This window comes from Mycobacterium sp. IDUB_37 (assembly GCF_055419245.1).
This window is the reverse complement of the sequence record NZ_JBVAXG010000001.1, coordinates 1,373,897-1,398,155: the sequence shown is the minus strand read 5'-3', so window position 1 is coordinate 1,398,155 and position 24,259 is coordinate 1,373,897. Positions and strand designations below refer to the sequence as shown.

The 24,259-nt window shown below is 64.6% G+C and carries 21 protein-coding genes, 2 tRNA genes and 1 pseudogene; 8 read left to right on the top strand and 16 right to left on the bottom strand.

Annotated features, from left to right (window positions below):
* Positions 1 to 2: 2 nt before the first annotated feature.
* Positions 3 to 947: an 8-oxo-(d)GTP phosphatase MutT1 gene (mutT1, locus tag ACZY1I_RS06495; protein WP_463753414.1), complete on the top strand. Its 945-nt coding sequence runs from the start codon at positions 3 to 5 to the stop codon at positions 945 to 947.
* A gap of 86 nt (positions 948 to 1,033) precedes the next feature.
* Here the strand turns inward: mutT1 and ACZY1I_RS06490 are convergent, their stop codons facing one another.
* From ACZY1I_RS06490 to leuC, 3 genes are all read right to left on the bottom strand, one after another.
* Positions 1,034 to 1,702: an HU family DNA-binding protein gene (locus ACZY1I_RS06490; protein WP_463753413.1), complete on the bottom strand. Its 669-nt coding sequence runs from the start codon at positions 1,700 to 1,702 to the stop codon at positions 1,034 to 1,036.
* Between the two features lie 212 nt (positions 1,703 to 1,914).
* Entirely contained in the window at positions 1,915 to 2,511 is a 597-nt protein-coding gene (gene leuD, locus ACZY1I_RS06485) for a 3-isopropylmalate dehydratase small subunit (RefSeq protein WP_463753412.1), read from the bottom strand.
* 57 nt (positions 2,512 to 2,568) lie between these two features.
* Positions 2,569 to 3,990: a 3-isopropylmalate dehydratase large subunit gene (gene leuC, locus ACZY1I_RS06480; protein WP_463753411.1), complete on the bottom strand. Its 1,422-nt coding sequence runs from the start codon at positions 3,988 to 3,990 to the stop codon at positions 2,569 to 2,571.
* A gap of 85 nt (positions 3,991 to 4,075) precedes the next feature.
* Here leuC and ACZY1I_RS06475 point away from each other — a divergent pair, with 85 nt between their 5' ends.
* Positions 4,076 to 4,777, top strand: coding sequence for an IclR family transcriptional regulator (locus ACZY1I_RS06475; RefSeq protein ID WP_463753410.1), 702 nt, complete (start codon positions 4,076 to 4,078; stop codon positions 4,775 to 4,777).
* Between the two features lie 261 nt (positions 4,778 to 5,038).
* Complete coding sequence (locus ACZY1I_RS06470; RefSeq protein ID WP_463753409.1) at positions 5,039 to 5,551, top strand: PPOX class F420-dependent oxidoreductase; 513 nt, start codon at positions 5,039 to 5,041, stop codon at positions 5,549 to 5,551.
* A gap of 15 nt (positions 5,552 to 5,566) precedes the next feature.
* Here ACZY1I_RS06470 and ACZY1I_RS06465 read toward each other — a convergent pair.
* The 4 genes from ACZY1I_RS06465 to ACZY1I_RS06450 all read right to left on the bottom strand — a co-directional run bounded on the left by ACZY1I_RS06465 (position 5,567) and on the right by ACZY1I_RS06450 (position 8,219).
* Positions 5,567 to 5,639 (bottom strand) — tRNA-Glu (locus tag ACZY1I_RS06465).
* An 84-nt stretch (positions 5,640 to 5,723) separates the two neighbouring features.
* Positions 5,724 to 5,795: transfer RNA gene (locus ACZY1I_RS06460), tRNA-Gln, on the bottom strand.
* 157 nt (positions 5,796 to 5,952) lie between these two features.
* A complete protein-coding gene (gltX, locus tag ACZY1I_RS06455) occupies positions 5,953 to 7,425 on the bottom strand; it encodes a glutamate--tRNA ligase (protein WP_463753408.1) in 1,473 nt (490 codons plus the stop codon).
* Positions 7,426 to 7,427: 2 nt separating this feature from the next.
* A complete protein-coding gene (locus ACZY1I_RS06450; protein WP_463753407.1) occupies positions 7,428 to 8,219 on the bottom strand; it encodes a fumarylacetoacetate hydrolase family protein in 792 nt (263 codons plus the stop codon).
* Positions 8,220 to 8,557: 338 nt separating this feature from the next.
* On the opposite strand from ACZY1I_RS06450, the gene ACZY1I_RS06445 reads away from it, so the two are divergent.
* Positions 8,558 to 9,775 carry an MFS transporter gene (locus ACZY1I_RS06445; protein WP_463753406.1) on the top strand — a complete coding sequence of 406 codons (1,218 nt, stop codon included), beginning with the start codon at positions 8,558 to 8,560 and terminating at the stop codon, positions 9,773 to 9,775.
* Between the two features lie 63 nt (positions 9,776 to 9,838).
* Positions 9,839 to 10,912 (top strand): annotated as a pseudogene (locus tag ACZY1I_RS06440) (MFS transporter); the annotation flags it as partial.
* 133 nt (positions 10,913 to 11,045) lie between these two features.
* On the opposite strand, the gene ACZY1I_RS06435 reads toward ACZY1I_RS06440, so the two are convergent.
* Together ACZY1I_RS06435 and serA are read right to left on the bottom strand one after the other, a co-directional pair.
* Positions 11,046 to 12,059, bottom strand: a complete 1,014-nt coding sequence (locus ACZY1I_RS06435; protein WP_463753405.1) for a 3-isopropylmalate dehydrogenase — start codon at positions 12,057 to 12,059, stop codon at positions 11,046 to 11,048.
* Positions 12,056 to 13,642 carry a phosphoglycerate dehydrogenase gene (serA, locus tag ACZY1I_RS06430; RefSeq protein ID WP_463753404.1) on the bottom strand — a complete coding sequence of 529 codons (1,587 nt, stop codon included), beginning with the start codon at positions 13,640 to 13,642 and terminating at the stop codon, positions 12,056 to 12,058. Before serA ends, ACZY1I_RS06435 begins: the two co-directional genes overlap by 4 nt.
* Positions 13,643 to 13,672: 30 nt before the next feature.
* On the opposite strand from serA, the gene ACZY1I_RS06425 reads away from it, so the two are divergent.
* Positions 13,673 to 15,103 carry a phytoene desaturase family protein gene (locus tag ACZY1I_RS06425; protein ID WP_463753403.1) on the top strand — a complete coding sequence of 477 codons (1,431 nt, stop codon included), beginning with the start codon at positions 13,673 to 13,675 and terminating at the stop codon, positions 15,101 to 15,103.
* A 2-nt stretch (positions 15,104 to 15,105) separates the two neighbouring features.
* Here ACZY1I_RS06425 and ACZY1I_RS06420 read toward each other — a convergent pair whose 3' ends face one another.
* Positions 15,106 to 15,972 carry a hypothetical protein gene (locus tag ACZY1I_RS06420; protein ID WP_463753402.1) on the bottom strand — a complete coding sequence of 289 codons (867 nt, stop codon included), beginning with the start codon at positions 15,970 to 15,972 and terminating at the stop codon, positions 15,106 to 15,108.
* A gap of 349 nt (positions 15,973 to 16,321) precedes the next feature.
* On the opposite strand from ACZY1I_RS06420, the gene wrbA reads away from it, so the two are divergent.
* The gene (wrbA, locus tag ACZY1I_RS06415; RefSeq protein ID WP_463753401.1) at positions 16,322 to 16,921 is read left to right on the top strand and encodes an NAD(P)H:quinone oxidoreductase; all 600 of its coding nucleotides are present in this window, start codon (positions 16,322 to 16,324) and stop codon (positions 16,919 to 16,921) included.
* A gap of 85 nt (positions 16,922 to 17,006) precedes the next feature.
* Here the strand turns inward: wrbA and ilvC are convergent, their stop codons facing one another.
* From ilvC to ACZY1I_RS06400, 3 genes are read right to left on the bottom strand one after another with little or no spacing between them, the layout of a single operon-like run.
* Positions 17,007 to 18,008 carry a ketol-acid reductoisomerase gene (gene ilvC, locus ACZY1I_RS06410; protein WP_463753541.1) on the bottom strand — a complete coding sequence of 334 codons (1,002 nt, stop codon included), beginning with the start codon at positions 18,006 to 18,008 and terminating at the stop codon, positions 17,007 to 17,009.
* Between the two features lie 45 nt (positions 18,009 to 18,053).
* On the bottom strand, positions 18,054 to 18,569 hold the full coding sequence (gene ilvN / locus ACZY1I_RS06405) for an acetolactate synthase small subunit (RefSeq protein ID WP_463753400.1): 516 nt from the start codon (positions 18,567 to 18,569) through the stop codon (positions 18,054 to 18,056).
* Positions 18,569 to 20,449 carry an acetolactate synthase large subunit gene (locus tag ACZY1I_RS06400; RefSeq protein ID WP_463753399.1) on the bottom strand — a complete coding sequence of 627 codons (1,881 nt, stop codon included), beginning with the start codon at positions 20,447 to 20,449 and terminating at the stop codon, positions 18,569 to 18,571. Before ACZY1I_RS06400 ends, ilvN begins: the two co-directional genes overlap by 1 nt.
* A gap of 289 nt (positions 20,450 to 20,738) precedes the next feature.
* Here ACZY1I_RS06400 and ACZY1I_RS06395 point away from each other — a divergent pair, with 289 nt between their 5' ends.
* Positions 20,739 to 21,077 carry a PH domain-containing protein gene (locus tag ACZY1I_RS06395; RefSeq protein ID WP_463753398.1) on the top strand — a complete coding sequence of 113 codons (339 nt, stop codon included), beginning with the start codon at positions 20,739 to 20,741 and terminating at the stop codon, positions 21,075 to 21,077.
* Here ACZY1I_RS06395 and ACZY1I_RS06390 read toward each other — a convergent pair whose 3' ends face one another.
* The 3 genes from ACZY1I_RS06390 to ACZY1I_RS06380 form a co-directional block, all read right to left on the bottom strand.
* Positions 21,078 to 22,571 carry a neutral zinc metallopeptidase gene (locus ACZY1I_RS06390; RefSeq protein WP_463753397.1) on the bottom strand — a complete coding sequence of 498 codons (1,494 nt, stop codon included), beginning with the start codon at positions 22,569 to 22,571 and terminating at the stop codon, positions 21,078 to 21,080.
* Positions 22,568 to 23,164, bottom strand: coding sequence for a DUF4333 domain-containing protein (locus tag ACZY1I_RS06385; protein ID WP_463753396.1), 597 nt, complete (start codon positions 23,162 to 23,164; stop codon positions 22,568 to 22,570). Before ACZY1I_RS06385 ends, ACZY1I_RS06390 begins: the two co-directional genes overlap by 4 nt.
* Before the next feature lie 125 nt (positions 23,165 to 23,289).
* A complete protein-coding gene (locus ACZY1I_RS06380) occupies positions 23,290 to 24,147 on the bottom strand; it encodes a DoxX family protein (protein WP_463753395.1) in 858 nt (285 codons plus the stop codon).
* Between the last annotated feature and the right edge of the window lie 112 nt (positions 24,148 to 24,259).

The window sequence follows — 24,259 nt, the reverse complement described above, 5'->3', positions numbered from 1 at the left end:
CGGTGTCGATCCATAACTCGGCGTCCCGTCGGCAGGCAGGGGGCCGGATCGTGTACGCCGCCGGTGCCGTGCTGTGGCGGCCTGCCGGCAAGAAATCGGCCAAGACGGTGGAGATCGCCGTCATTCACCGACCTCGTTACGACGACTGGTCGTTGCCCAAAGGCAAAGTCGATCCCGGTGAGACCGCGCCGGTGGCCGCGGTGCGTGAGGTGCTTGAAGAGACCGGCCAGCATTCCCTGCTGGGCCGGCGCCTCACCACGATCACCTACGAGATCGATCAGGGCATCAAGAAGGTGCACTACTGGGCGGCGCGCAGCACTGGCGGCGAATTCGCACCGGGAAACGAGGTCGACGAGTTGGTCTGGCTGCCCTTGTCCGACGCCATGAAAAAGCTCGATTACGCACAGGACCGAAAGGTCCTGCGGCGGTTCGTTAAACAACCTACGGATACTCAAACCGTATTGGTGGTGCGGCACGGCACAGCGGGCAGCAAGTCACGATTCCGCGGCGACGACACCAAGCGCCCGCTGGACAAAAAGGGGCGGGCACAAGCCGAGGCTCTGGTCGGACAGTTGCTCGCCTTCGGAGCCACCACTATTTACGCGGCCGACCGGGTGCGGTGTCATCAAACGGTGGAACCACTGGCAGCGGAGTTGGGTGTGGCAATTCACAACGAGCCCAACCTAACTGAGGAAGCGTATGCCAAGAACGCCAAGCGAGCCCGGCAGCGGGCACTACAGATCGCTCAGCGGGCGGGCACACCGGTGATCTGCACGCAGGGCAAGGTGATTCCGGATCTGATCGCATGGTGGTGCGACCGTGACGGAGTGCGTCCCGACAAATCACGCAACCTCAAAGGAAGCACCTGGGTGCTTTCGCTGTCCGATGGCCGGCTGATCGCTGCCGACCACATCGGCGGGGCCCTGGCCGCCAACGTGCGGGCCTGACAACCCTTCTGAGGTAATTGCCTTTCAAACGCAAATACCCTCCGGGACGGCATCGCTGCCGACCGGAGGGTATTTACTTGTGAGAACTACTTGCGGCCGCGCCGCGCAGTCGTGGTGGCTTTCTTGGCCGGAGCCTTCTTGGCCGGAGCCTTGGTGGCGGCAGCCTTCTTGGCCGGAGCCTTGGCCGCAGCCTTGCGCACCGGGGCCTTTGCGGCGGCCTTCTTGACCGGAGCCTTAGTGGCGGCCTTCTTAGCCGGAGCCTTGGTGGCCGGAGCCTTCTTGGCGGGAGCCTTGGTGGCGGCCTTCTTAGCCGGAGCCTTGGTGGCCGGAGCCTTCTTGGCGGGCGCCTTGGTGGCCGCCTTCTTGGCCGGAGCCTTCGTGGCAGCCTTCTTGGCCGGAGCCTTCTTGGCAGCCGCCTTCTTCGCTGCACTCGCGACCACACCGCGCTTCACTGCGGGGCCTTCGGCCGGGAGTTTCTGTGCGCCAGCAACAACCGCCTTGAATTGAGCTCCGGGACGGAATGCCGGGACGGACGTGGGCTTCACTTTGACAGTCTCGCCAGTACGCGGGTTGCGGGCCACGCGAGCCGCGCGACGGCGCTGTTCGAAGACACCGAAGCCAGTAATGGTGACGCTGTCGCCCTTGTGAACCGCGCGCACAATCGTGTCGACGACATTCTCGACGGCGGCGGTAGCCTGCCGACGATCGGAGCCCAATTTCTGTGTGAGCACATCTATGAGCTCTGCTTTGTTCATCCAACCCTCCGAAGCCAGTGGTCCCCGTTTTGGACCGACTAGTGCACAACGGTAAACCCTCAACTGGCAAATTGCCAAGAGCCACGCGCAATTTCGGAGCCCAATGGCTACCATTTTCGGAAACCGGTTGCCCCACTTGACCGGTGGCGTCGCCGAAAAATGGCCTTCATTTCGCGCGGCAACGGAGTCGAAATTCGGTGCCGCACGACGGTTCACGAGGTAGGCAGAGTTCGCGGCTTCCAATCCGGACGAGTCGTCTCGAAAGACTCGATTTCGTCGAGTTTCCGCAGCGTGAGGGCTATATCGTCAAGCCCTTCCAGCAGTCGCCAGGCGGTGTGGTCGTCAATCCTGAACGGCAACACCGTCGTTCCCGCAGTGATATTTCGATGTTCAAGATTGACAGTGATTTCCAGCCCCGGGCTCTGCTCGATGAGCTTCCAAAGAAGTTCGACGGCATCTTGGTCGACTTCGGCCGCCAGCAGTCCCGCCTTGCCGGCGTTGCCGCGAAAAATGTCACCGAAGCGCGGCGAGATAACCACGCGGAATCCGTAGTCCATCAGTGCCCAGACCGCGTGCTCGCGGGACGATCCGGTGCCGAAATCCGGGCCTGCAACCAGAACTGAGCCTCGGTCAAAGGGACTGAGGTTTAGCACGAATGACGGATCCGAGCGCCAACTCGCAAACAGACCGTCCTCAAAACCGGTTCGGGTGACGCGCTTCAGAAAGACAGCGGGAATGATCTGGTCGGTGTCGACATTCGAGCGACGCAGGGGCACGCCGATACCGGTGTGGCTGTCAAAGGCTTCCATGCTCTTCCCTTATTTCTCAATGTGAATTCAAGTTGGGGTCGGTTCGTACCGGTGGGGTCAGTTCAAATCCGCGGGGGCAGAGAGCTTGCCGCGAATCGCCGTGGCCGCCGCGACCGCCGGAGACACCAGGTGGGTGCGGCCGCCCTTGCCCTGCCGCCCTTCGAAATTGCGGTTGGAGGTCGCGGCACAGCGCTCTCCCGGCGCGAGCTGATCGGGGTTCATTCCCAGGCACATCGAGCATCCCGCCTGCCGCCACTCGGCACCGGCGGCGGTGAAAACCTCTCCGAGGCCCTCGGCTTCGGCCTGCGCACGTACCCGCATCGAGCCCGGAACCACCAGCATCCGCAGGCCCGACGCCACGCTCTGGCCGCGGAGAATGTCGGCAACCACCCGCAGATCTTCGATGCGCCCGTTGGTGCACGATCCGACGAATACGGTGTCGACCGCGATATCGCGCATCGCCGTTCCGGGCCGAAGGTCCATGTAGGCCAAGGCTTTCTCGGCGGCCTGGCGCTCCGCCTCATCCGTCATCAGCTCGGGATCCGGAACCGCGGCGGACAGCGGCACACCCTGGCCGGGGTTGGTTCCCCAAGTGACGAACGGGCTCAACGAAGCCGCATCGAGGTACACCTCGGTGTCGAATTCGGCGCCCGGATCGGTGGGCAGCTGCCGCCAATAGGCAACCGCGGCATCCCAGTCGGCTCCTGTCGGCGCGTGCGGACGGCCCCGCAAGAACTCGAACGTGGTTTCATCCGGAGCCACCATGCCCGCCCGGGCGCCTGCCTCGATGCTCATGTTGCAGATCGTCATCCGCGCTTCCATGGACAGCGATTCGATAGCGCTGCCTCGGTATTCGATGACATGGCCCTGTCCGCCGCCAGTTCCGATCTTGGCGATCACCGCCAGAATGATGTCTTTGGCCGTCACCCCCGGGGGCAACTGGCCGTCGACATTGATCGCCATAGTCTTGAACGGGCGCAGCGGCAGCGTCTGGGTGGCGAGCACGTGTTCAACCTCGGAAGTGCCGATTCCCATTGCAATTGCGCCGAATGCGCCATGCGTGGAGGTGTGGCTGTCACCGCACACGACCGTCATACCCGGTTGGGTGAGGCCCAATTGCGGGCCGACGACATGCACGATCCCCTGCTCGATATCGCCCATCGGGTGCAGCCGGATTCCGAATTCGGCACAGTTGCGCCGCAACGTCTCCACCTGAGTGCGCGACACCAGGTCGGCGATCGGCTTGTCGATGTCGGTGGTAGGCACGTTGTGGTCCTCGGTGGCGATCGTCAAGTCCGGTCGGTGTACCGGACGACCCGCCAGACGCAATCCGTCGAACGCCTGCGGACTGGTCACCTCGTGCACGAGGTGCAGATCGATGTAGATCAGATCGGGTGCATTGTCTTCTCCGGAAACCACAACGTGGTCGGCCCAGACTTTCTCGGCGAGCGTGCGCGGTTTCTCGGCTGCCTTTTCCATGTCGAAACGCCTCGATTCAGTTCATTCGCGCCTCGCCGATCAATCAGGGCTGTGATCTCAGAATGCGAGACGCTAGTATCTTCTTGTGAGACAGCATAGCGGAATCGGCGTCCTCGACAAAGCCGTCGGCATCCTGCACGCGATCGCGGAATCCCCCTGCGGACTGGCCGAACTGTGCGAGCGGACCGGCCTACCCAGGGCCACCACCTACCGGTTGGCCGCAGCGTTGGAGGTGCATCGCCTCGTCGGACGCGACGAGGACGGCCATTGGCTGCTGGGTCCCGCACTCACCGAACTCGGGGCGCAGGTGAACGACCCCCTGTTGGCGGCGAGCGCGGCCGTGCTGCCCCGGTTGCGTGAAACGACCGGAGAGAGCGTCCAGGTGTACCGCCGGGAGGGCACTGCGCGGGTCTGCATCGCCGCCCTCGAACCGACTGCGGGCCTTCGCGATACGGTCCCGGTCGGGGCGCGGCTGCCGATGACGGCGGGTTCGGGTGCCAAAGTGCTGCTCGCCCACAGTGACACCGCCACCCAGGCGGCGGTGCTGCCGACAGCGATGTTCACCGATCGGGTACTCGCCGAAGTACGCAAGCGCGGTTGGGCGCAGAGCGTCGCCGAGCGCGAACCGGGCGTTGCAAGCGTTTCGGCGCCTGTTCGCGACGGCCGCGGGGTCGTGGTTGCGGCGATCTCGGTATCGGGTCCCGTCGACAGGATGGGCAAACGCCCCGGCGCGCGTTGGGCCGCAGACCTATTGGCCGCGGCCGAGGAGCTCACCGGCCGGTTGTGAGCCGTTTGCGCGTTGACTCTGCGTCCATGGCGGCCTCGAGCGTGCCGTGGCGGCGGCGAGCGTGCCGTGGCGGCGGCGAGCGTGCCGTGGCGGCGGCGAGCGTGCGGCCACTGCGTCTAATCGCCCGATTTCGCCCTCTCAGAGCACATTCGCCGCCCTGAGCGCACGTTCGCAGCCCTGAGCGCAGACTCCGGGGACCCGGAAACAGGCACAGCGCATCCCGTAAGGGTCTCGATATGGCCGGCCTGACAAACTGACCCCATGGGAACCAATCAGCGCGCGAGCATCGTCATGACCGAGGCGGAAATCACCGACTTCGTCACCAATAGCCGGACCGGCACGCTGGCCACCATCGGGCGGGACGGACAGCCCCACCTGACGGCCATGTGGTACGCCGTCGTTGACGGCGAGATCTGGCTGGAGACCAAGGCCAAGTCGCAGAAGGCGGTCAACCTCATCCGCGATCCACGGGTGAGCTTCCTCCTCGAGGACGGCGACACCTATGACACCTTGCGCGGGGTGTCCTTCGAAGGCGTCGCTGAGATCGTCGACGACCCCGACGCACTGCACCGGGTGGGCATCAGCGTGTGGGAGCGCTACACCGGCCCGTACACCGACGAGATGAAGCCGTTCGTCGATCAGATGATGAACAAGCGGGTCGGCGTGCGAATTGTCAGCCAGCGCAGCCGTTCGTGGGATCACCGCAAGCTCGGATTGCCCAGCATGCCGGTGGGCGGTACCACGGCACCGACCGCCTCAGGCGGCGGTCAGTAACCGCAGATCAATTTGTAGCCCCGATGGGATTCGAACCCACGCTACCGCCGTGAGAGGGCGGCGTCCTAGGCCGCTAGACGACGGGGCCAGACACGATCCGAGCTGCCAGCATAGCTCAACCCGGTAAGCCCACATAATCACCAGGCATTCGCCTGCCGCTAGTGGACTTTTGCTGGGGTACCAGGACTCGAACCTAGAATGGCGGTACCAGAAACCGCTGTGTTGCCAATTACACCATACCCCATTTGCAACCTAAGACAGCTGGTCAGACCCCATTTTGCGGATGTAACTCGCGTCCTGAGTTCGTCAGCGCCTGCCGTCTTAGGTCTTCACAAGGCCTTGCAAGCCCTTGTGAAGACCGAAGTGCACACTACCAAAGACTTGGGCAGCACTCTGCACGCCTACGGCGATGCGATCTCCCGTCGCGCGGAACGGAGCCGTTGCAGGCTGCGTTCGCGGCCGAGTAGCTCCAACGACTCGAACAACGGCGGGCTGATCGTGGTGCCGCTGGCGGCCACCCGAATCGGCCCGAAAGCCTTACGCGGTTTGAGTTCCAAGCCGTCGATCAGCGCCCCCTTGAGCGCTTCCTCGATCTGCGCGGTAGTCCAGTCCTGCACACCATCCAGGGCCGCGACGGCCGCGTCGAGCACCGCGCCCGAGTCGGCGCCCAACTCCTTGGCGGCTGCCTTCGGGTCGATCGCGTATTCGTCGTCGTTGAGGAACTTCAGCAGTCCCCACGCGTCGCCGAGCACGACGATGCGGGTCTGCACCAACTCGGCGGCGGTCGCGAAGTCCGCCTCGTTCATGTCGAGGCGGTGGCCGTGGGTGTCCAGGTAGGCACGCAGCCGGCTGGCGAAGTTGTCGACAGCGAGCATCCGGATGTGCTCGGCGTTGAGCGCGTCGGCCTTCTTCTGATCGAACCGGGCCGGATTGGAGTTGACGTCGGCGACATCGAAGGCAGCAACCATCTCCTCGAGACTGAACAAGTCGTGGTCGTCGGCGATCGACCAGCCGAGCAACGCAAGGTAATTCAGCAGTCCCTCGGGGATGAATCCGCGGTCGCGATGGGCGAACAGATTCGACTGCGGGTCGCGCTTGGACAGTTTCTTGGTGCCCTCCCCCAACACCGTTGGCAGGTGGGCGAATTCCGGAATCCGTTCGGCAACCCCGATCCGGATCAGCGACTGGTAGAGCGCGAGTTGGCGCGGTGTCGACGGAAGCAGGTCCTCGCCCCGCAGCACATGGGTGATCTTCATCAGCGCGTCGTCGCATGGATTGACCAAGGTGTACAACGGATCTCCGTTGGCGCGCGTCAGCGCGAAATCCGGAACCGTGCCCGCCGCGAAGGTGGTGGGCCCGCGCACCAGATCGTCCCAACTCAAGTCTTCCTCGGGCATCCGTAGCCGCACGACCGGCTTGCGCCCCTCGGCCACGTACGCGGCCCGCTGAGCGTCGGTCAGTTGACGGTCGAAATTGTCGTAGCCCAGCTTGGGATTACGCCCGGCGGCGACGTGGCGGGCCTCGACTTCCTCGGGCGTGGAGAACGCGTAGTAGGCCTCTCCGGCCGCAAGGAGACGGTCCACCACGTCCCGGTAGAGATCCGAGCGCTGCGACTGTCGATAGGGGGCGTACGGCCCGCCCACCTCGGGACCCTCATCCCAGTCCAGGCCGAGCCAGCGCAGCGCATCGAGCAACGCCAGATAGCTTTCCTCGCTGTCCCGTTGGGCGTCGGTGTCCTCGATACGAAAGACCATGGTGCCGCCGGTGTGCCGGGCGTAGGCCCAGTTGAACAGTGCGGTCCGAACCATGCCGACGTGCGGAGTTCCGGTGGGCGACGGGCAGAACCGAACCCGGACAGAGGCTGATGCGGTCACTACTATCCTTTGCGGACTACGGGATTGGTGAGCGTGCCGATTCCCTCGACGGTGACCGAGACGGTGTCGCCATGCTCGATCGGGCCCACCCCTGCGGGCGTTCCGGTGAGAATGAGATCACCTGGCAGCAAGGTCATTACCGCCGAGATCCACTCGACGATGGCACCGACGTCGTGAATCATCAGCGAGGTGCGGGAGTCCTGTTTCGGGTCGCCGTTGACCGCGGTGCGAATCTGGAGATCGTCCGGGTCGAGATCGGTGACGATCCACGGCCCGATCGGGCAGAAGCTGTCGTGCCCTTTGGCCCGGGTCCACTGGCCGTCGGCCTTCTGTTGATCGCGGGCCGATACGTCGTTGCCGATGGTGTAGCCGAGAATGCTGTCGGCGGCGTGCTCGGCTGAGACGTCCTTGCAAGCCCGGCCGATCACCACCGCCAGTTCGCCCTCGTAGTGCACCGGTGATGCGTTGGCGGGCAAGCGAATCGGAACGTTCGGTCCGACGATCGCGGTGTTGGGCTTCATGAATATCACCGGGTCTGCCGGAGCGGGTCCGGTGACGCCGCCCATCTCGGCGATGTGGTCGGCGTAGTTCTTGCCGACGCAGACCACCTTGCTGGCCAGTATCGGCGCCAGCAGGCGCACGTCGGCCAGCGGCCAGGAGCGGCCGGTGAAACTCGGAGTGCCGAATGGATGTTCGGCGATTTCGCGGACGGTCATGTCACTGGGGTCAGCCAACTCACCTTCGATGCTGACGAAAGCGACTCCGTCCGGACTGGCGATTCGACCAAGGCGCATTTGGATGAGCCTAGCGAGGGTCGCGGCAAACGAACCCTGAGGGTCTCGACCCGCCCTCCTTCGTCAACTCAGAAAATTGCAGGCGAGCGGCGACGGTGCAGCCGACTTCGCGCCTCCGCACGGACTTGATGCCGTCGGATACGCGCCAACCACGGTACGCGGCGAACTGCATGAACCTGCCCGGCCGCCGTCCGGCGACCGGTCTGCTCTGAATCACTAAACAGTTATTGCTCACCGGCATAGCACCGGATAGATCTGCGGGCACCCGACTAGCAGTCTCGGAATCGAGGTATGGATTAGTGCCGAGCGAATCAATCAGCACCGTCAGGCGGTGGACGATGCTGAGCGTCTCGCTCGTCGCGACCCTGTGCGCCAACGTCTTCATCAACGGCGTCGCCTTCTTAATCCCCACGCTTGTCAACCAGCGCGGGACCAGTCTCGCGATGGGTGCGTTGCTGGCGTCCCTGCCCAGTTTCGGCATGGTGGTGACGCTTTTCGCCTGGGGATACCTGCTGGACCGGATCGGCGAACGGACCGTGCTCACCCTGGGCCTGGCCCTGACCGCGGCGGCGGGTTTCGCTGCCGCATCAGTGGATTCGATGGTGGTGATCGGGACGTTTCTGGTCCTCGGCGGTATGGCCGCGGCCAGCAGCGTGGTCGCGTGTGGGCGGTTGGTGACAGGCTGGTTCCCACCGAATCAGCGGTCGCTGGCGATGGGAATCCGGCAGACTGCGCAACCACTCGGAATTGCGGTGGCCGCGTTGGCAATACCCGAACTTGCCAAACACAGCATGGCGATGGCGCTGCTGTTTCCGGCCTGTTTGTGCGCTGTGTCCGCGGTGGCCGCCGCTGTGGGCGTACGTGATCCGCAACGCCCGACCCGAAAGGCCGCCAGCGACAACGAACTCGCAAACCCCTACCGAGAAACGAACGTGCTGTGGCGCATCCACGCGGCTTCGGTGCTGCTGATGGTGCCCCAGCCGGTGGTGTTGACGTTCATGCTCGTCTGGTTCACCAGTGACGGTGGCTTGTCGACCGTATGGGCCGGCGTTCTGGTTGGTCTATCTCAACTACTCGGCGCGGGAATCCGCATCTCGGCCGGCCGCTGGGCGGACTACGTCGGCTCGCGGATGCGGCCGCTCCGAATACTGGCCGTCGTCACATCCGTCGTCATGCTGGTGCTTGCCCTCACCGATTATCTGACCTGGCCGCTTGCCCTGCCGCTGATGGTCCTCGCGGCAGCAATCACCGGTGACAGCGGGTTGCCGTTCACCACCATTCCCGAGCTGGCCGGATCGTTCTGGAGCGGACGCGCAATGAGCACCCAGAATGCGGTCGAGCGCCTCGTTGTCGCGGTGGGGCCGCCAGTGTTCGGCGCCTTGATCACCACAGCCGGCTACCCGCTGGCATTCGCGGTGTGCGGGTTGTTTCCGCTGGCTGCCTTGCCGTTCGTGCCAGTCGGGGAACCGCCGGACGTGATGGACTACGCACAGACCGACAACGGCAGGACCGACACCGCCGCGGAGCGAACGACGGCCCTGGGTTCATCTCCCTGATCTCGACATTCCGTAGCCGATTCACCTACCGCCGCGTCACGATGATTGTGCGAGCATGAGCGGATGCCCGAGGACGAGACCGACGGCCCCGGCCAGCTGAGCCGGCACGCGCGCTGGTCGATCGTGGCCGTCTCGCTCTTCGTCACGGCCAGCTCTTTCCTCTTTATCAATGGTGTCGCATTTCTGATCCCCCGACTGCAAGCCGCGCACGGCACCGGGCTGACCGAAGCAAGTCTGTTGGCGTCGATGCCGAGCTGGGGCATGGTGGTCACGCTGATCCCCTGGGGCTACGTCTTGGACCGTCTCGGTGAGCGAGTCGTGCTGACGGCCGGCTCGGCGCTCACCGCGGCAGCGGCCTTCGCCGCCGCCTCGTCGCATTCATTGTTGGGAAAGGGTGTCTTTCTGTTTCTCGGCGGCATGGCCGCGGCCAGTTGCAACACCGCCGGTGGCCGACTGGTGTCGGGTTGGTTTCCGCCACATCAGCGTGGCCTGGCGATGGGCATCCGACAGACCGCGCAGCCGCTCGGAATCGCGGTGGGGGCGTTATTGATTCCCGTGCTGGCCGAAGACGGCGCCCACACCGGATTGATGTGTCCCGCGGTGGCGTGTGCCATCGCGGCCGTAGTCAGCCTGGTCTTCGTGGTCGACCCGCCGCGCAAATCCCGCAAGTCGGCCAGCGTTGAAGAACTGGCCAGCCCCTACCGCGGGTCCTCGGTGCTGTGGCGAATACACGCGTCATCGGCCTTGCTGATGATGCCGCAGACCGTGACCGTGACCTTCATGTTGGTCTGGCTGATCAACCACCATCACTGGGGAGTCGCCGCGGCCGGCGGATTGGTGACCATCTCACAACTCATCGGCGCGGGCGGGCGCATCTTGGTCGGCCGCTGGTCGGACCGCGTCGGATCCCGCATGCGGCCCGTCCGTCTGATCGCCCTCGCGTCGGCGCTGGCCCTCTTCTCGCTTGCCCTCTCCGACGATCTCGACACGCAATACGACGTCTTACTCATGATCGTCGTGTCGGTGATCGCCGCACTCGACAACGGACTGGAAGCGACCGCCATCACCGAGTTCGCCGGGCCGTACTGGAGCGGCCGCGCGCTAGGCACCCAGAACACGACTCAGCGCTTGATGGCGGCGGCGGGACCGCCGATGTTCGGCGCGCTGATCACCGCGGCCGCTTATCCCCTGGCCTGGGGATTGTGCGGCCTATTCCCGCTTGCCGCAATACCGTTGGTGCCGACGCGGGTGCTGCCGCCGGGTTTGGAGACTAGAGCTCGGCTGCAATCCGTTCGCCGACAACGGCGGTTGCAGGCCGTTCGTCCCCGCGAGTCGCCAGGTAAGCCGCCACCGCCCGATCAACCCGGGCCGCCGCCTCGTTCTCGCCAAGATGGGCCAGCAACAGCGCCACCGACATGATGGCCGCGGTGGGATCGGCGATGCCCTGTCCGGCAATGTCAGGCGCGCTGCCGTGCACCGGTTCGAACATGGACGGATTGGTCCGCGTGGCGTCGATATTCCCGCTGGCGGCCAGGCCGATACCGCCGCACACCGCGGCTGCCAGGTCGGTGATGATGTCGCCGAACAGGTTGTCGGTGACGATCACGTCGAAGCGGCCCGGATCGGTGGCCAGGAAGATGGTCGCCGCGTCGACGTGCTGGTAGGCCACCTCGACGTCGGGATAGTTCTTGCCGATCTCCTGGACCGTCCGCAACCACAGTCCCCCGGCGAATGTCAGCACATTGGTCTTGTGCACCAGGGTCAGATGCTTGCGGCGCTTGCTGGCCCGCTCGAACGCATCGGTCACCACCCGTCGCACCCCGAACGCGGTATTGACACTCACCTCGGTGGCCACCTCATGGGGCGTGCCGACGCGGATCGCACCGCCGTTGCCGGTGTAGGGACCTTCGGTGCCCTCGCGCACCACGACGAAGTCGATCGCGGGATTCCCGGCGAGCGGACTGCTCACGCCCGGATACAACCGGGCCGGCCGCAGGTTGACGTGATGATCGAGTTCGAAGCGCATGCGAAGGAGCAGGCCCCGCTCCAATACGCCGCTGGGGACCGAGGGGTCACCGATGGCGCCGAGCAGGATCGCGTCGTGTTGACGTAACTCGGGCACCACCGACTCCGGTAGCACCTCGCCGGTGGCGTGAAAACGCCGGGCGCCCAGGTCATAGTCGGTCTTCTCCACGCCCGGCAGGACGATGTCGAGAACCTTGAGCGCCTCGGCGATCACCTCTGGACCGATGCCGTCTCCGGCGATGACCGCAAGTTTGGTCATGACAGGTCAACCACTTCCAGCTTGCTGGCACTCACGGCTGACGCAATCTCCGAACGCACCTCGGCCGGGACGTCCTGATCCAGCCGAAGCAGGATCGTTGCGCTGTCGCCCTCGGTGTCCTCGGACAGCTGAGCGGCCTGGATGTTCACCCCGGCGGACCCCAGCAGGGTGCCGATCTTGCCCAGGGCTCCGGGCTGGTCGGCGTAGTTGATCACCAGGTTGGTGCCCTGCGCGCGCAGGTCGAAATTGCGGCCGTTGACCTGCACGATCTTCTCGACTAGCTGCGGGCCGGACAGGGTTCCCGCGACGTTGACGACCGAGCCGTCCGCGGCGACCGCGCGCACGTCGACGACGCTGCGGTGGTTGGGGCTCTCGGTGGCCTTGCCGATCTCGGCGGTGACGCCACGTTCGGCGGCCAGCGCCGGTGCGTTCACGAACGTCACCGCGTCCTCGATCACCGCGGAGAACAGGCCGCGCAGCGCCGACAGCTTCAGCACCTCGACTTCTTCGGCGGCGAGCTCACCGCGCACCTGCACCGACAGCGAAACCGGCAGCTCGTCGGACAGGGCGCCGGCCAGCACACCGAGCTTGCGCACCAGGTCGAGCCAGGGCGCCACCTCCTCGCTGACCACGCCGCCGCCGACGTTGACGGCGTCGGGAACGAACTCCCCCGCCAGAGCCAGCCGCACGCTTTCGGCGACGTCGGTGCCGGCACGGTCCTGAGCCTCGGAGGTAGACGCACCCAGGTGCGGTGTGACGACGACCTGAGGCAACTCGAATAACGGGCTGTCGGTGCACGGCTCGGTAGAGAACACGTCCAGGCCGGCTCCCCGCACGTGGCCGCTGGTGATCGCATCGGCCAGCGCGGCCTCATCGATCAGGCCGCCGCGTGCGGCGTTGACGATGATGACCCCCGGCTTGGTCTTGGACAGTGCGTCCTTGTCGATCAGGCCTTTGGTCTCGGGCGTCTTGGGCAGGTGCACCGAGATGAAGTCGGCACGGCCCAGCAAGTCGTCCAGCGACAGCAGTTCGATGCCCAGCTGGGCGGCGCGGGCCGACGACACGTATGGGTCGTAGGCGACGATGTGCGCGCCGAACGCGGCGATCCGCTGGGCGACGAGCTGGCCGATCCGGCCCAGCCCGACCACGCCGACCGTCTTGCCGAAGATCTCGACACCGTTGAACGACGAGCGCTTCCAGGTGTGCTCACGCAACGTGGCGTCGGCAGCGGGGATCTGACGGGACGCGGCCAGCAGCAACGCGATCGCGTGCTCGGCGGCGCTGTGGATGTTCGAGGTCGGCGCGTTGACCACGAGTACCCCACGGGCCGTGGCAGCGTCGACGTCGACGTTGTCCAACCCGACACCCGCGCGGGCGACGATCTTCAGTTTGGCGGCCGCGGCCAGTACTTCGGCGTCAACCGTCGTCGCCGACCGCACCAGCAGCGCGTCGGCCTCGGGCACCGCGGCCAGCAGCTTCTCCCGGTCAGGGCCATCTACCCAGCGCACCTCAACCTGGTCTCCCAGGGCAGCGACGGTCGATTGGGCGAGTTTGTCGGCAATCAAAACAACAGGCAAGTTCACGCGGACAGACTAGTCGGCTGTAATTAAGCAGTGGACGTCACCGTGGTCGGCAGTGGGCCGAATGGACTATCAGCAGCCGTCATCCTCGCCCGTGCGGGTTTGAAAGTGCAGGTTGTCGAGGCTCAGCCGACCTTCGGTGGCGGCGCCCGCACCGCTGCCGACTTCGAATTTCCCGGAGTTTTGCATGATGTTTGCTCTGCGGTGCACCCGTTGGCGCTGGCATCTCCGTTCTTCGCCGAGTTCAATCTGGCAGCGCGCGGCGTCGCGTTGGCGGTTCCGGAGATCTCGTATGCCAACCCGCTTCCCGGCCGGCCCGCGGCGATCGCTTATCGCGATCTGGAACGCACCTGCGCCGAGTTGGACGCCGGCGCGTCGTGGCGTCGCTTCCTCGGCCCGCTGGTGGCGAACCCGGATGCGGTCGTCGCATTCCTACTCGGCGACAAACGGTCGGCTCCCCGCGCGTTGCCGACCGTCGTCCGCCTCGGGCTGCGGATGCTCGCGCAGGGAACCCCGGCATGGGGAGCGCTGGCCGGGGAAGACGCTCGCGCCTTGTTCACTGGCGTTGCCGCCCATGCGATCACGCCATTGCCGTCACTCGCGTCGGCCGGCGCGGGTCTGATGCTGTCGACCCTCGCGCACACGGTCGGATGGCCAATTCCGTTGGGCGGCACCCAGATGATCTCGGATGCGCTGATCGCCGACTTGACCGCGCACGGCGGGGTATTGGCGTCAGGCAGCGAGGTCACCGAACCGCCGGAAGGTGTCGCCGTTTTCGATACCGCACCGACCACCCTGCTGCGGGTGTATGGGCACACGGCCCCGCCGCGGTACGCGAAAGCGTTGGGCCGCTACACATTCGGATCCGGTGTCGCAAAGGTGGATTTCGTGCTCAGCGACGACATCCCGTGGACCGATCCCCGGCTCAATGACGCGCCGACCCTGCATCTCGGTGGCACCCGTGCGCAGATGGCACAAGCCGAGGCGGACATCGCAGCCGGGCGGCCGGCGAAATCGCCGATGGTGCTTGCCTCTTCGCCCCACGTCGCCGATCCCGGCCGTGTCGACTCCGCGGGCCGCCGGCCGTTCTGGACCTATGCCCATGTTCCGTCGGGTTCCGAGGTGGACGCGACTGAGGCCGTGACCGCCGTCGTCGAACGCTTCGCTCCCGGCTTCCGCGACATCGTGGTGGCGGCACGTGCGGTGCCTGCGGCGCAAATGGCCGACCACAATGCCAACTATGTCGGCGGGGACATCGGAGTGGGCGGGGCCTCGGTGTTGCGTGCGATATTGGGTCCCACGCCGCGGCTAAACCCTTGGAGCACACCAATTCCCAAGGTATATCTCTGCTCGGCGGCCACCCCGCCCGGCGCCGGGGTGCACGGGATGGCCGGCTATTACGCGGCGCGCACCGTGTTGCGGCGAGAGTTCGGCATCACCGAAATGCCTGGCTTGAGTCCCTGAACTCAATGCGTCTGCGCGGAGCGCAGCATCTGCCGGACGAACGGTGTCAGGAAGTGCGGGTCGAGACCGTCGGTCATGAACCGCAGCGCAGCGGCGCGGAGTCTCGTCGTCGGTTCGTCCTCGGCGATCTCGACACCGCAGGCGATGTTGTCGAGAAAATTCCGTGTTTCGCAGATCGTGGGGACCACGAGCAAGTCATTTGACGTCCTGGGATCGTTGTCTCGATGCGCATAGAACGGCTTACCCATTTGCGGAAAGGCGAACTCGCCGAGCTTTCGGCACAATTTTCGATGGGCCGCCACCGCTATCGTGTTGATCCACAGTTCGTCGGTCTTGTTGATTAATGCCCGGTGCAGCGCGTCGCGAATGAGCGCGTAGGACACCGTGGGGTCGGCATCTTTCGTCAGCGACAGTGCGGTCAACTCTTTGACACCGTGACAACCCAGTCGGTCAATTGCACCGTAAAGCTCGCGCTGACAGAACGGTCCGATCGACGCTTTGCTCAATCTGAACGCGACGATGTCGTCGAGCGATCCCTCGGGCCCGACGTTGACGACCCGCATTCCGCCTTCGTCATGACGGTGAAGGTGGGGTTCGATCTGAATCGCGTATAAATACTGCACTGCCAGCTGCGGGGAACTGCCGCGCGCCTTGTCCAACAGGAATTCCGGATTCGAGTTGTCCAGCCGCCCCAAACTATCTATTGCGTCCGAGGTGACATAACCCGAATTCAGATAGGATTCCCCTTGTATCTGCTCAACCCGCACCGCACTTATCGGATCCCACTCGCGCGAGAATGCATTCACTCGATAACGCGCACTGAAAGCTTCAACATCCATAATCGACGCAGCCAACACCGAAGAGCCCACAACCCAACCTTTCCCGCCATTAACTCAGGAAATCAGACGGTTGAAAAACCGGCCGGCGTGTAGCCGATCGTGGTGCAGAAGATACCGCGCATTTCGCACCACAGCCCAACTGTTATCAGATCGAGATCATCTTCACAGCTGGTGTCTATTGCGTTGACTCATGTCGGGAAAATGTCCAACCAGGGGCGCCGTGTAAAGCAAAGGCGGCCGTTGACACGTGTCTTATTCTAAACGTCAGATGTGCTTCGATGCATACGATCGCTTGATTCTTTAACGCCATTTCACATATGCGTAATGAAGCATGGCGGCGTGCTGGCAGTCGCAAGATCCGGCCGCTTAGGCTTACACCGTGACGAAACTCGCGATCATCTACTACTCAGCCACCGGACACGGCACCTCGATGGCCAAGCGCGTCGCCGCTGCGGCGCAAGCGGCAGGAGCCGAAGTCCGGGTACGCCCCGTCGCCGAAACCCGCGATCCGGCGTCCTTCGCGGGCAATCCCGCCTGGACGGCGAATTACGAAGCGACCAAGGATCTACCCGCGGCGACCGGCGACGACATCGAGTGGGCGGACGCCGTTATCTTCGGCTCCCCCACCCGATTCGGTTCGGTGGCCGCACAGTTGCGCGAATACCTGGACAGCCTCGGCGGGCTGTGGTCGCAGGGCAAGCTCGCCGACAAGGTGTACGCCGGCTTCACGTCGAGTAACACCCGGCACGGCGGCCAGGAGACGACGCTGCTCACGCTCTACGTGACGCTAATGCACTTTGGCGGCATCATCGTGCCGCCGGGCTATACCGACCCGGTCAAATTCGTCGACGGCAACCCCTACGGGGTCAGCCTGGTGACCACGCACGACAACATCAGCGAGTTCGACGAGGCGACCGCGAATGGTCTCGACCACCTCGCGCGCCGGGTGGTGGAGACCGCGGCGCGGCTCACCTCATAGGCGCGAGCAGACATAAAATCGCCCTGGAGCACGTGCTCCAGGGCGATTTTGCGTCTGCTCGCGGTGGTGAGCCCGGTAGGGGGCGCTACGCGGTCTCGGTGATCGGCCGGTCGACCCAACTCATCAGGTCGCGCAACTTCTTACCGGTGACCTCGATCGGGTGCTCGGCGTTCTCCTTGCGCAGGCCCTCGAGCTGCTTGTTGCCGCCCTCGACGTTGGCGACGAGCTTCTTGGTGAAGCTGCCGTCCTGAATGTCGCGCAGGATGGCGCGCATGCGCTCCTTGGTGTCGGCGTCGATGACGCGCGGACCCGACAGGTAGCCGCCGAACTCCGCGGTGTCCGACACCGAGTAGTTCATCCGGGCGATGCCACCCTCGTACATCAGGTCCACGATGAGCTTGAGCTCGTGCAGCACCTCGAAGTAGGCCATCTCCGGCGGGTAACCCGCCTCGACCATGACGTCGAAGCCAGTCTTCACCAATTCCTCAGTGCCACCGCACAACACGGCCTGCTCGCCGAACAGGTCGGTCTCGGTCTCGTCCTTGAAGGTGGTCTTGATGACGCCCGCGCGGGTGCCACCGATGGCCTTGGCGTAGGACAGCGCCAGCGCCTCGCCGTTGCCGGTCGGGTCCTGGTCGACGGCGATCAGCGCGGGAACGCCCTTGCCGTCGACGAACTGACGCCGCACCAGGTGACCGGGCCCCTTCGGCGCGACCATCGCGATGGTGACGTTGCCGGGCGGCTTAATCAGGTCGAAGTGGATGTTGAGTCCGTGACCGAAGAACAGCGCGTCGCCGTCCTTGAGGTTGGGCTCGATGTCGTTCTTGAAGATGTCAGCCTGCGCGGTGTCGGGCGCCAGCAGCATGATCACGTCGGCCCACTTGGCCACCTCGGCCGGTGTGTCGACCTCGAGTCCCTGCTCTTCGACCTTGGCGCGGGACTTCGAACCCTCTTTCAGTCCGACCTTCACCTCGACGCCTGAGTCGCGCAGGCTCAGCGAGTGCGCGTGGCCCTGGCTGCCATAGCCGATCACACCGACCTTGCGGCCCTGGATGATCGACAGGTCTGCGTCGTCGTCGTAAAACATCTCTAATGCCACTGCTGCAAATCTCCTTCTTCTATTTCGGATCTACTACTTCACGGTGCCGATGCCGCGCGGGCCGCGAGCCATCGACACCACCCCGGACTGAACGATCTCCTTGATGCCGAACGGCTCCAGCAGTCGCAGCAACGCTTCGAGCTTGCCGCGGTTACCGGTGGCCTCGACGGTCAACGACTCCGGAGAGACATCAATTACGTTGGCGCGGAACAGATTCGCCGCTTCAATCACCTGGCTGCGGGTGCCGACGTCGGCGCGCACCTTGATCAGGCACAGTTCGCGATCCACGGAGTTGTTGTCGTCCTGCTCGACGATCTTGATCACGTTGATCAGCTTGTTGAGCTGCTTGGTGATCTGCTCGAGCGGTGTCTCCTCGGCGGAGACCACGATCGTCATCCGCGACATGTCCTTCTGCTCGGTGGCACCGACGGCAAGCGACTCGATGTTGAATCCGCGGCGGGAGAACAGCGCCGCCACCCGCGCGAGCACACCGGGCTTGTCCTCGACGAGCACCGACAAGGTATGCGTCTTTGGCGAACCGGTGACCATCAGGCGTGCCCCTCGGTGATGTCGTCGAACAGCGGGCGGATGCCGCGTGCGTGCTGGATTTCGTCGTTGCTGGTGCCGGCGGCAACCATCGGCCAGACCTGTGCGTCGGCGCCGACGATGAAGTCGATCACCACCGGACGGTCGTTGATCGCCCGCGCCTGGTTGATCACGTCTTCGACGTCTTCCTCACGCTCGCAACGCAATCCGACGCAACCCAGCGCCTCGGCCAGCTTGACGAAGTCCGGGATGCGGTGAGAGTGGGTGGCCAGGTCGGTCTGCGAATACCGCTCCTCATAGAAGAGCGTCTGCCACTGCCGCACCATGCCCAGGTTGCCGTTGTTGATCAGCGCAACCTTGATCGGGATGCCCTCGATGGCGCAGGTGGCCAGTTCCTGGTTGGTCATCTGGAAGCAACCATCGCCGTCGACTGCCCACACCTCGGTGTCAGGCAGGGCGATCTTGGCGCCCATGGCCGCCGGGATGGCGAAGCCCATGGTGCCCAATCCGCCGGAATTCAGCCAGGTGCGCGGCTTTTCGTACTTGATGAACTGCGCCGCCCACATCTGGTGCTGGCCGACGCCGGCCACATAGATGGCGTCCGGACCGGCGATCTGGCCCAGCTTCTCGATCACGTACTCCGGGCCGAGGCTGCCGTCGCTTTGCGGGTCATAGCTCAGCGGATAGGTCTTGCGGACACCGTCCAGGTAGGCCCACCAGTCCGTCATATCGAGATTGCCCGGCGTGTCATAGTGCCGCAGCATCTCGATGAGGTCGGTGATGACGTTCTTCACGTCGCCGACGATCGGCACGTCGGCGTGCCGGTTCTTACCGATCTCGGCAGGGTCGATGTCAGCATGGATGACCTTGGCGTCGGGCGCGAAGGTGTCGAGGCGTCCGGTCACCCGGTCGTCGAAGCGGGTGCCCAGCGCGATCAGGAGGTCGCTGCGCTGCAGCGCTGCCACCGCGCCCACCGTGCCGTGCATGCCGGGCATGCCCATGTTCAGATGATGGCTGTCCGGGAACGCGCCCCGCGCCATCAACGTGGTGACCACCGGGATGCCGGTCAGCTCAGCGAGCTGCGCCAACTCCTCGGTCGCCTCGCCGCGGATGACCCCACCGCCGACATACAGCACCGGCTTGCGCGCGGCGGCGATCAGCTTGGCTGCCTCGCGGATCTGCCGGTTGTGCGGCTTGGTGTTGGGCTTGTAGCCGGGCAAATCCATCCGCGGCGGCCAACTGAACGTGCACTGACCCTGCAGGACGTCCTTGGGGATGTCCACCAGCACCGCGCCGGGGCGACCCGATGCCGCGATGTGGAAGGCCTCGGCCATCACCTGGGCAATCTCGTCGCCGGTCCGCACCAGGAAGTTGTGCTTCGTGATCGGCATCGTGATGCCGGAGATGTCGGCCTCTTGGAAGGCGTCGGTCCCGATCAGTGAGCGCCCGACCTGGCCGGTGATGGCAACCACCGGGATCGAGTCCATCTGCGCATCCGCCAGCGGCGTCACCAGGTTGGTGGCTCCGGGACCCGAGGTGGCCATGCACACCCCGACCCTGCCGGTGGCATGGGCGTAGCCGCTCGCGGCGTGACCGGCGCCCTGCTCGTGGCGGACCAGCACATGGCGCAACTTCTGCGAGTCGTACAGCGGGTCGTAAACGGGTAGTACGGCGCCGCCCGGGATCCCGAAGATGATGTCGACGTCGAGCGCCTCCAACGATCGGATGACCGCCTGAGCACCCGTAAGTTGTTCCGGTGCAATCTTTTCCGGCTGGCCGGTAAGCGGCTTCGCCGCAGCTTTGGCGGCGTCTGAGGCGATGTCGGCCGCCTGCTCCGAAGCAGGCGTCGCGGCCGCTGCCGGTGGCTTGGTAGGTGCGCTCACTGTTTCCTCTTGAATTCGGAGTTGAATCGTTCTCGGCTTTGGCGTCTCGGGGCAAGAAAAAACCCCCGCCAGCTGAACTGCTGCACGAGGGTCGCGTTGGTGCTCGAAAGAGCTAGTCAGGCACCAACGCGCCGACTAATTACTACGAGCATTCCACGCTGCATAGTGTCCGACCGTAGCCTTCGCACAGGTCAGCCGTCAAATCCGGTGCTAGATCGGGCACCTTAGAAAGCGATGGAATGATGCGAGGGTGGTTACCAAGTCGCCTGTCGTGATCAAGGTGTCGCCGATGGCTCACCTCGCCGTGGGATTCCTGACGCTATGTCTGCTGGTACCGGTGATGGCCTGGCCACTGAGCGCGCCGACGCTGGTCATCCCGGTGCTGTTGTCCGCGTTGATCGTTCGACTGCGGACGGTCGCCGACGATAGCGGAGTCACGGTCCGCACACTGCTGGGCAGCCAGACGGTGGCCTGGGACGACATCGACGGACTGCGGTTTCACCGCGGTTCCTGGGCGCGCGCTCAGCTCAAGAGCGGCTCGGAGCTGCGGTTACCCGCGGTGACCTTCGCGACGCTTCCCGATCTCACCGAGGCGAGCTCGGGGCGGGTTCCCAACCCATATCGGTGATCAGGCGATCCTCTTGAAGCATTCGTCGAGGTTGTCGAGGACGCCGCCACGGAAGGCGATGGCCCGGGTGAAGCCTGCAGGGGCATTTTCGCCGTTGACGTCACTAGCGGCCACGCCATTGATCAGTAGTCCGACGAGCGCCTTGTCCAGGTCGCCGGCAGTCAAAACCAGTTGCTTACCGGACGGGATCTCGACGGGTTGCGCCATACCGCGCTGAGCAACCCCGGTCAGGCAGGCGGTTCGCACCGCAGCCAATGCTGTGTCCAGCGGTAGACCCCGCTCGTGCTGAAGCGCCAGCACATACCTCGAGGCGACGATGGACAGCGCGGTGTTGTCGCCCTGCAGCATCTGCGGGTCTGTCATTCCTTTCCGACCACCGGGTTTGCCGATCTCCTGCAAGGTGCTCAGGTCGGCGATAACCGTATTGGTGGACGGGCAGTAGGAGGCACCCTTGGTGGCCTTGGCATCCGAGCATTTCGTGGAGCTGAAAACGACGGAGGGCGGCGATTTCGGCGAGAAGATCTTGTTGAGTATCTCGATCAAGGTCCCCACGGTGTCCTGGTCGATGGTCACCTCACCCGCATCTGTCTCACCCGAAGAGCCCTGCTGCAACGCCAGCGGCAAACCCTCACGGCGCTTCTTGATTTCGTCCGTGTCGATCTTGGCGCATGTCCCGGACCCGCTGTCGAAGCCCATCTGGAAAGCGCTGACCCGGTCGAAACCGGATCCGTGCTCGGAGTCTTCGGAACCCTCGTATTCCTCCTCGGACATGATCGGATCGGAAATCTTGAGCATCCCGGCGATCACGTGGCTCAACGCGTCACCGGTGCTCAGCGTGAAGCGTGACGAGTGGCCCTCGGCGACCCACCGCAGATAGACCCCGGCGAAGCAGTCCGCCTGCTGCTCCATGACCAGCGTCGGCGTCGTCCGGGTGTTCACCAATCCCCCGTTGACCTGCAATGCGTGGCCGAACTCATGGGCAAGAATCCCAACGACCGCCATCGGGCCGAAGAACTTTTTGGCCGCCGGGACCAGTTGACCCCGGTCCCATTCGACGAGGTTGCAGCTGAAGACATACGCGGCGTTGATGGACCCCGCAGTCTTGGTTCGGCAAACGATAGGGCTGTTGCGATCGGTCGAGTCGTAGGACACGAGGGTGCTGACAGCCTTGAAAGGTTTCTTGGCCGCCTCTGGCCAATACTGTTTCCAGAAGTCCTCGAGGTCGTTGATCGCCAGCTGGGCCAGCTTGTCGTCGTCGCTGTTGTTGCCGTTCTTCACCGTGCCGGTCGGCTGCGGCGCATTCGGACGCGGTCCGCTGGGACCCTCACTAATGGGCAGGCCGCCGACCTCGGCCGGGTCGTATAGCCCGGACACGGCCCGGCCACCCACCATGCTCGTTTTGCCCGATCCGCAGGCGGTCAAGGTCAGTAGTACGCAAGCGGCGGCGATGACGGCCTTGGTCCACTTCACGCCACGCATGTCCGCCGGCTTCACTTCCCACCATCCAGTTCGGGCAGTCCGACTTCGTACGTGCCGTCGGCGTCCTTGAAGGTCACGGTCAGCTGGTGCTGCTTACCTCGCACGGTGACATTGCATTTGAAGCTCCCGCCGTTCTTCACGGTCGGGTCCTGGCCGTTGTTGCACCTGACGTCCGTGATGTCACCGGAGCTGTAGCCGACGACCCGGTCCAGCAGGACCTGTTGGACTTCGTTTTGCACATCGCTGACGGCAACTTTCTTGACGTCGCGGTTCGCCGAAAGGACCAGCGCGACAACCACCACGATCAGCACCAGACCGACGACTGCCCCGGCGATGAGGAACGGCTTGCTCTTGGAGCCACCCTTCTTCTTCGGCGCGGGAGGCGCTGGTGGCTGGCCGTACTGCGCCGGCGGCTGGCGATATTGCGGCTGCTGGCCATACTGAGGCGGCTGGCCGTATTGGGCCGGCGGCTGAGCCCATTGCGTGGGCTGCTGCCCGAACGGATTCCCGGCCTGCTGGGGCGGATACCCGGGCGTTTGCCCCGGATACGGCCCCGGATTCGATCGCGGCGGCCATGGAGGCTGGTTGTGATCGCGGGGTGTGCTCAAGGTGTTCCCCAAAAGTCCGAGGCCGACAATGCCGCTGCCTGGCGCGGCACGCGGACGAACGGCTCTCAGGCTAAGTCATTGGCGCGTGACTGAGAAGCAAAGTCGGACAAACGCGCTGGGCGGATTCAGGCCAGCGGATTGACGCCGTTGAGGAACACCCACACGCTGATCCCGGCCGCGATGCCGGCCAGCAACGCCACAAATGACCCGATGAAGGGCCGTGTCGCCCAACCGCGGTTCGCGTCGAACCCGTAGCGGCCCGGGCCCGCCAGGATCACGGCAACCGCCATGACGATCAGGCTGATCTGGTATTCGTGCCCATCGGGCAGGAAGTAGGTGAAGGTGTGCGTATGCGGCCGCGCCGACGCGGACGCCAGCAGGCCGTTGATCAGAAAGGCCAGCGCACCGGCGGCAGCGATCGGGGTGAACAAGCCCAGCACCAGCAGCACGCCTGCGACGATCTCGCCACCTGCGCTGACGTAGGAAAGGATGTCGGCATGTTGGAAGCCGACGTCGGTCAGCGCGTTCTTGAATCCGTGCAGGCCCGACCCGCCCCACCAACCGAATAGTTTCTGCAGTCCGTGGGCTACCAATACAACGCCCAGCCCGGCCCGAAGTACAAATAGGCCGAAGTTCTGGGTGCCGCGACGGCCTGCGGTAAGTAGCCGGTCATCGTCGTCGTCGATGTCGCTGGCGGCCGGGGCCGGCGGGACCTGTCGGCTGACCGGCTGCGGTTGGACGTAGGGCAGCGGATCCTGCGCGTCCATCAGGTTGTATCCAGAGTTGAGGACGCCGGAACTGGACGCTTCATAGGGCGGGATGACCGTGGTGGTTCCGGTGCTGCCGAAGTCCGCTGAGTACCGCGCGGCGGGGGTCAGATCGTCCTCGGGGTCGACGAGGCTTGCCGTGGACGGACGGCTTGAGGTCGGCACCGCGGGAACTCCGTCTGGCCGCTGCCAAAGTGCTTCATTCGAACTGCTCACTCGTGTCAGGGTAAGGGCATTTACGCGCGAATCTGGGATTTGAGCGGCGCTTTCGCCTGTTAAATCCGCAGTTCGCCGCGTTTAGGCCCGGATGTGGCCCAGACTTGCGATC